5 protein-coding genes and 1 pseudogene are annotated in these 6,890 nt (G+C 47.8%); 4 read left to right on the top strand and 2 right to left on the bottom strand.

Annotation, left to right across the window (positions count from 1 at the left end; genetic code table 11):
• From ACOI06_RS14315 to ACOI06_RS14305, 3 genes and pseudogenes are all read left to right on the top strand, one after another.
• A partial coding sequence (locus ACOI06_RS14315; protein ID WP_420663273.1) for a transposase occupies positions 1-291 on the top strand: 291 nt, incomplete at its 5' end.
• A 394-nt stretch (positions 292-685) separates the two neighbouring features.
• The gene (locus ACOI06_RS14310; protein ID WP_420663274.1) at positions 686-1,729 is read left to right on the top strand and encodes an IS4 family transposase; all 1,044 of its coding nucleotides are present in this window, start codon (positions 686-688) and stop codon (positions 1,727-1,729) included.
• 350 nt (positions 1,730-2,079) lie between these two features.
• Positions 2,080-2,490, top strand: a pseudogene (locus ACOI06_RS14305) (IS66 family transposase); the annotation flags it as partial.
• A gap of 376 nt (positions 2,491-2,866) precedes the next feature.
• On the opposite strand, the gene ACOI06_RS14300 reads toward ACOI06_RS14305, so the two are convergent.
• Complete coding sequence (locus tag ACOI06_RS14300) at positions 2,867-3,898, bottom strand: IS110 family transposase (RefSeq protein ID WP_420663272.1); 1,032 nt, start codon at positions 3,896-3,898, stop codon at positions 2,867-2,869.
• 91 nt (positions 3,899-3,989) lie between these two features.
• On the opposite strand from ACOI06_RS14300, the gene ACOI06_RS14295 reads away from it, so the two are divergent.
• Entirely contained in the window at positions 3,990-4,217 is a 228-nt protein-coding gene (locus ACOI06_RS14295; protein WP_420663271.1) for a transposase, read from the top strand.
• Positions 4,218-4,377: 160 nt separating this feature from the next.
• Here ACOI06_RS14295 and ACOI06_RS14290 read toward each other — a convergent pair.
• Positions 4,378-6,890, bottom strand: a 2,513-nt coding sequence (locus ACOI06_RS14290) for a type I secretion C-terminal target domain-containing protein (RefSeq protein WP_420663270.1), incomplete at its 5' end; no start/stop codon positions are given.

The following is a 6,890-nucleotide window of genomic DNA, read 5'->3' as shown; positions in this document are numbered from 1 at the left end:
AAAGAGACGCAACTGGATCTATTTGGTACACGCACCAGCTGCCGCCGATTCATCGCCAACTGGTTTCGGATCATGCTCTCTGCACTTGCTTACACGCTGATGCAACGCCTGAAAGATCTGGCACTAGCTGGCACAAAACTGGCCAATGCAACAACCTCAACCATTCGGGTTCGACTGCTCAAAATTGGTGCTGCCGTGGTTCGCAACACCCGTCGAATACGCATCATGTTTGCGTCACATCACCCGCTACAAGACATTCTTGTGCGTGCTGTTCGAGCCCTGTCCCCCTAATCTCAAAAAGAGTGTTTCCCGGGCACGATGACGCTCCCGGGGTAAGGGGAAATTGCGTTTAAAAATCGCGAAACTCAATCGAATAACGCGCAAACAACACCGAAATACTGAATCGTACGAAAAGCTCAAAGCAAAGCACTACAAATCACAGTTTCAGGCTGCATGATGAAATTTGCGGGTTAGTAGCAATACTGTTTAATTAGTAATATTTCAGTTATATTTGTGCTAAATCATCAACGTGAGTATGATAATGGCACGGACAAAAGCAACCCTTGGCGAAGGCGCCCGATTAGCCGACTATCTGATGTTAGGCTACCTTGCGATAGATTGTCCTCTTGACAAGGTTCGAGAGGTTTTGCAGGAGCATGACAGACTCAGCTAACGACGGCGTGGTCTGCCTCATGAGGTTTTGGTTTATCTTGTGATGTGTCTCTGCCTGTATCGTCAAGCTGCCTACGAGGAAGTCCTTCATATCGTGATCGAGGGGTTGCGACGAATCTATGGCGATCAGGTGCGAGATATTGCGGTCTCGAAGGGCGCAATCTCGATTGCACGGACACGTGTAGGACCTGATGTCTTCGAGAGTCTTTACCGTTCTCAAGTCAAGCCTTGTGCGCCTGCCGAGATGAGCGGTTGTTGGTATCGTGGCCTACGGGTAGTGGGCCTCGATGGCAGCACGATGGAAATGCCTGAGGAGAAAAGCAATGCGGCCTATTATGGGCATCCTGGTGCTTCACGCGGCGCCGCTGCGTTTCCACGGCTACGATTTTGCACACTGGCTGAGTGCGGTACGCACACATTATTTGGGGCACGAATGGGCCCATACAAAGTCAGTGAGCACGAATTGGCTAAGGATGTACTCCAAGACACGACGTCAGATATGATCGTGCTCGCTGATCGAGGATTCACTGGCTACGATTTGTGGCAATGCGCTCAAGCCAACGGAGCACGCTTGCTTTTCCGGGCACGTGACAGTCAGGTTTTTCCAGTACATACGGAACTTGATGATGGCTCTTATCTCACTAAGCTTTATGCATCACCTAAAGCTCGACGACGCAATGAGGGCATTGTCGTGCGGATCGTCGAATACCGACTTGGCGGCAGCGACCAAAAATATCGACTGGTGACTAACTGGTTGGAGCATACGCAAGCACCGGCAGAGGAGCTCGCCGCACTGTATCACCGACGTTGGCGTATTGAAGTCGCCATTGGTGAGCTTAAAACCCATCTTTGGAATGGAACAGCGTTGCGCAGCAAAACCCCTGATCTGGTCTGCCAGGAATTCTACGCACTGCTGATTGCACATGCAGCCATACGTAAGCTAATGACGCACGCCGCACAAAAAACCAACCAAACCAGTGAAGACTTATCGTTCATACATGCTGTACAGGTCTTGCGCCGCAGGCTGCCGCAAGCAGCTTTCCCCCCCTCAAAATAAGGAAAGTTGGTTGAACAGCCTCTTATATGAGCTTGCTCGTGGGCGAGCGGTTCGCTCCCGTGGGAAAACAAACCCACGAGGTGTAAAGCGAAAAATGTCCAGTTATCCACTTCGTGCGCGAGGTTCGCCCTTAAATCAAACTGTTCAGTTTGATGTTCACATAATTACTAATTAAACAGTATTGGGGTTAGTAGGAATTTTTTCTTTTTCGATGCGTGCGAGGTGATTCTTCCACCAGTCACGATTGGGTTTGGTGATCGACATAGGTCGCCCTCCTGATGATGACAATGGTGTCAATCATCGGGCAGACGAAATCAATCAACAATCATGTGCTAGATGGCGCGCTTACGTTCTTCAAGTGGGTCAACGAATGTCTGTCGGATGTCACACTCTTGCCCAGCAGCCCCTTTGCCAAAGCACTGAGCTATACCCATCCACGCAAAACGTCCTTGAGTGTCTTTCTGACGGATGCGGCTGTCCCACTAGACACGAACTACATTGAACGTGCCATCAGGCCAACCGCAATAGGCAGGCGCAATTGGATGTTCGCTTGGACCGAACTCGGCGCAAAGCACATCGGCATCATGCAGAGCCTGATCTCCACATGCCGTTTGCACGGTATCGACCCGTACACCTACCTGGTCGATGTGTTGCAACGCGTTTCAATGCAGCCAGACAGACAGGTCCACACCCTCACACCAAGGCTGTGGAAGCAACACTTCGCTGACCAGCCCTTAACCTCGCAAGTCACAATAATCTGACAGACAATATCCTGCTCAGCAAGTATGCATCATCTGACGTGCAGTGTCATCACGCCGATGCGGTGGCGTACATGGACGCCCCTGTTTTGCCAAGCCTTCAATCGTTAATGGTAAGTAGGGAGAGATTGCAGCCGTACATTCGGACTTTTTGTGTGGCTAAGCGCCACTGTCCCTGATGGTATCTGCTGGTTGGCTCCTCTATCGCTTACACGCACTCAAGGTGCTTGCCACCACTCGGGCTTTGCCAACCACGGTCTGACCTGTCTTGCCATCAATTTCATGATTGCCTGAGCAATTGGTGGGGTGTACCTCCCTGTATAAACTTGACTAAACCTTTGTTACATCATCGTGATGTCATTTAATTTGACCGGCTCGATTACGCAGCGGTTTTTTTGGCGTAATCGGGTCGGAATTCACGTCCGTGCACAAGCAAAGCCCAGACAATCCTGACAGTCTTATTAGCTTGCGCAACCACAGCCACGTTCATCGGTCGCCGCTCGATCAATTTCTTTAACCAAAGATCTGGATCAGTTTTTCTACCGATGTGATAAGCGACAGCCCGAGCACCGTGGACAAGCAGTTTTCGTAGGTACGCATCCCCTCGTTTGCTGATGCCCAGCAAGGTCTGTTTGCCGCCTGTGGAGTGCTGTCGTGGTACCAAGCCAACCCAGGCCGCCAGCTCTCGACCACTCCTAAAATTGCGAGCATCTCCGATGGTGGCAACCATCGCAGTCGCAGTGATCATTCCGATCCCTGGGATTTGAGCCAAGCGTTGACTGTCGTCGTTCTGACGGTGCCAAACTTTGATTTGTTCTTCCAGTATGTCGATTTGCTGATCTAACCAATTCAGATGCTCAAGTAATTGGTCAATCAATCGTCTGAAGAGGCCAGGCAATTCAATCGTGCCATCTTCAATGAACTCTGGAACCCTCGTGCGTAAATGATGAATACCTTGTGGGACGATCAAACCAAACTCCGCTAACAAACCACGGATCCTATTGCCAGTGGCTGTTCGATCACCAATGAATCCTTCCCGTGCTCGGTGTATGGAGAGCATGGCTTGTTGTTCTACATTTTTAATGGGCACAAAGCGCATTGTGGGGCGAGTGACTGCTTCACAAATTGCTTCAGCATCAGCCGCGTCGTGTTTATTGCTTTTGACGTATGGTTTAACAAACTGTGGGGAGATCAGCCTGACCTCATGCCCTAGGCTCTGTAATTGACGAGCCCAGTGGTGAGCACTGCCGCAAGCTTCCATACCAATTAAACATGGTTCCAGATTGGCAAAGAACACCATCACCTGATCACGCCGGAGTTTTTTGCGTAAGACGAGCTTGCCATCGGTATCAGCACCGTGGACCTGAAAAACATTTTTTGCCAAATCAAGGCCAATTGTCGTAATCTTCATGATGGACGCCCTCCTGAGCAGCGTGATTGGTTAAACACCCTCACTGTAAGGCACTTTGATGCCGTAGCCTTAGGTAGGGGCGTCCATACCATTGCTTACGAAGTCAGGCCTAGGTCATGAAGGCCTCAACAATCACGACCGGCTTCACAATGATCCTCTGATACAAACCGTAGCTGGTCGGATTCAGCGATTGGCCAGCAGTTCAACATTTTATCGCTTTGAGGCCAGCGTGACTCATAAGGAGATCGTGGCCTTGAACCAAGTGTTGTTGGAGCAATTCAACACCAACTGTTTCCGGATCGTGCTCTCTGCGCCCTAGCAGACAGTAAGCATCATACTTGCATGCAGCATCACGCCAGTGCGTTAACACTCACCTAAGAACAGAATCGAAATCTCATTCTTTGCGGCAATCAAAGCTTGCTGCGTCTCGCAACCAAACTACGTTACGAGACGCTAGATGGCTTCAAACTGGTGCTTGATTAGCCACCATTTCCATCGTTACCAGTATTCTTAGTGTGTTGGATGAAATCTTGGATGAACTGAGCCACTGTATCAGCATCATAATTTTCCAAGGTTACATTCTGCAACACGATTTTCTGGTTTGCGCCATCGGCCACGTTCCCATCCGTGTTGACATTGATCACAGTGTCTGCACCACTCTTTTCAATGGAGAGATAGTCTGTAATCAGCTTATCTTCATCGACTGTGAACAGATCTTTCAGATCAATTTTGTCTTCACCGTATGGATTGTCGACACCACCCAGGCCAAAGTCCATGATGGTATCGGTAGCAGGTGTATCTATGGTTCCCTGATCTCCGTCATGCCAGACAAATGTGTCATCACCAGCACCTCCGAAGAGAATATCATCGCCGGCACCGCCAATAATTGTGTCATCACCTCCTTGACCATAAATGATGTCGTCACCAGCACCACCATCAATCACATCCGCACTACCACGAGCATCATCAGGTTTGTTGAACTCTTCGTGGTGCTCTCTAATGTAGTTGTATAGATCTTCATTGCTCGGAGCTTTGCCATCCGTAATCTCAAGATATTTCTTGAGTGCACTCAAGCCAGAGCCTGCAGGCATATACGAAGTGCTGTTTTCATCAAAGCGACCAGCCCATGTCAGATGATCGGTATTGATCACATCACCAAAGATAATATCGTGACCATCACCACCGAAAATCACATCGGATCCCACATATTCAAGATCTGTGGAAACACTACCACCCTGTAATGCAGCAGCAAGATCTTCAGCGGTATTCACAATATCAGGCTGGCCAACAGCCGCATTGCTTAAAGTACCTGCTGCAATTCTATTGCTATTGGTTTTACTACCGTTAAAATTATATTCACTATCAATCGTAATACTACCAACGCCTGCTGTATCCGTGTTATCGAAAAACTGTAACACAGTGTGATTGATATCATCACCAATGCCAATTGCATGTACTTTCGACTTCGTAGTTAGCTCTAAATACTTATCGTGTCCTTGTTTAAAGGACTGAAAGTCCATCTGACCACCACCACCTTTTGGATACTTATACCAGCTTTGGTTGGAAGAACCGTAAAAAGTTGGAGTTCCATCAGTCAGGAAGTACGTCAAATTCTCGTACGTATAAGTCTTTCCACCGTCGGTAAATGTAACAGGCTGATTATTAAACCAATTGATAGTTTTAATAAACGCATCTTCATAGTTTGTGCCACCATCAGCTTTTAGAGCTTTAATAGCATTAACCAAGGTATTTGCATTCGATGCTGTCAAGTTTTTTATCGTAATCGGCGCCTTTGCGAGCGAATTGAATTCAATCAACGATACGTTCACGACACCATCATGATTCTTGATGTCATTGACAAAATTCACAAGTGCATCGATCGTCAGATCCATGCGTGAAATTGCCGCACCATTTCGTCCAGGCTTATAAGAACCAGACGCGTCCTTCATACTGCCTGAAGTATCAACAATCAGCGCAATATTGTAGTTGACACCTGCTTCCACCGTTGTAACCGATCCGCCTGGGTCTCCCAGAATAATGTCATCTCCCGAGCCACCGTCAATCACCTTGCTCGTGCCAGGACCATCATCTTTATTGGTTCCTATAACGAGCTCAGCTGGGGACAGCACTAATCCGGCATCACCAAGATTCACATCTTCATAATTACCATTGACTTCAGTAATCTGGACATCCAGCTCAGTGCCAGCCTGTGCAGTTACGGTTAACGTGCCTCTTCCATTCTCATCGAGATCAACCGTATATTCAGTACCATTTACGTCCACTTTGGCTGTTGGTGTATTGCCAGCAGCGATCCAAGAAGGATCTGGCACATTGTCAGTCTGAATCTCAAGAAGAACTTCTGCATCTTGATTAAATGGTAGTGAAGTACCATCCTTCACTACTTCTTTATAAGTTACAGAATGCACCAAATAATCAGAACCCGCACCTACCGCAGTAAATTCTGCTGACTTGAATGATTGACCATCCCAAAGTTCAAATGTATAAGCCAAATCAACATTATCTGTACCACCTGGCGCATTGACTGTCTTCCTCAAGTTACCAGCCGAATCATAATATCTGACCGTAGCTTCTGTATTACTGCCACCACCAGACACAATGGCATAACCAATGGCAGAGCCATTCACATCAAAAAACTCAACCTTTGCACTTTCTTGATTATGCCGCCACGCAAACTGCACATCAAATGTTTTAACTTCATTGTTGAATGCAACAATCAGCTTTTCACTCTTGCCCTGTTCATTTACACCAAGCTCTTTGGGATCTCCGCTGTATTGTTGATCAACTTTTCCGTTGTCTGTTTCGTTCGAACTAAGCACACCAAAACCAGCTGGAGTACCATTCTTTGAAACCCTAGCAGGGTTGCCATTACCGTCAAGCGCACTCACAGTAAAGCTTTCGGAACTATCAACATTATCTTTTGTGATCGTCGATGTTTTAACGATGGTCGCGTTGATCGTGACATTTGTGGGGT

The sequence above is a fragment of the Orrella sp. 11846 genome (genome assembly GCF_048820935.1).
Taxonomy (GTDB): Bacteria; Pseudomonadota; Gammaproteobacteria; order Burkholderiales; family Burkholderiaceae_B; genus Algicoccus.
This window is presented reverse-complemented; position numbering and strand designations above follow the sequence as displayed.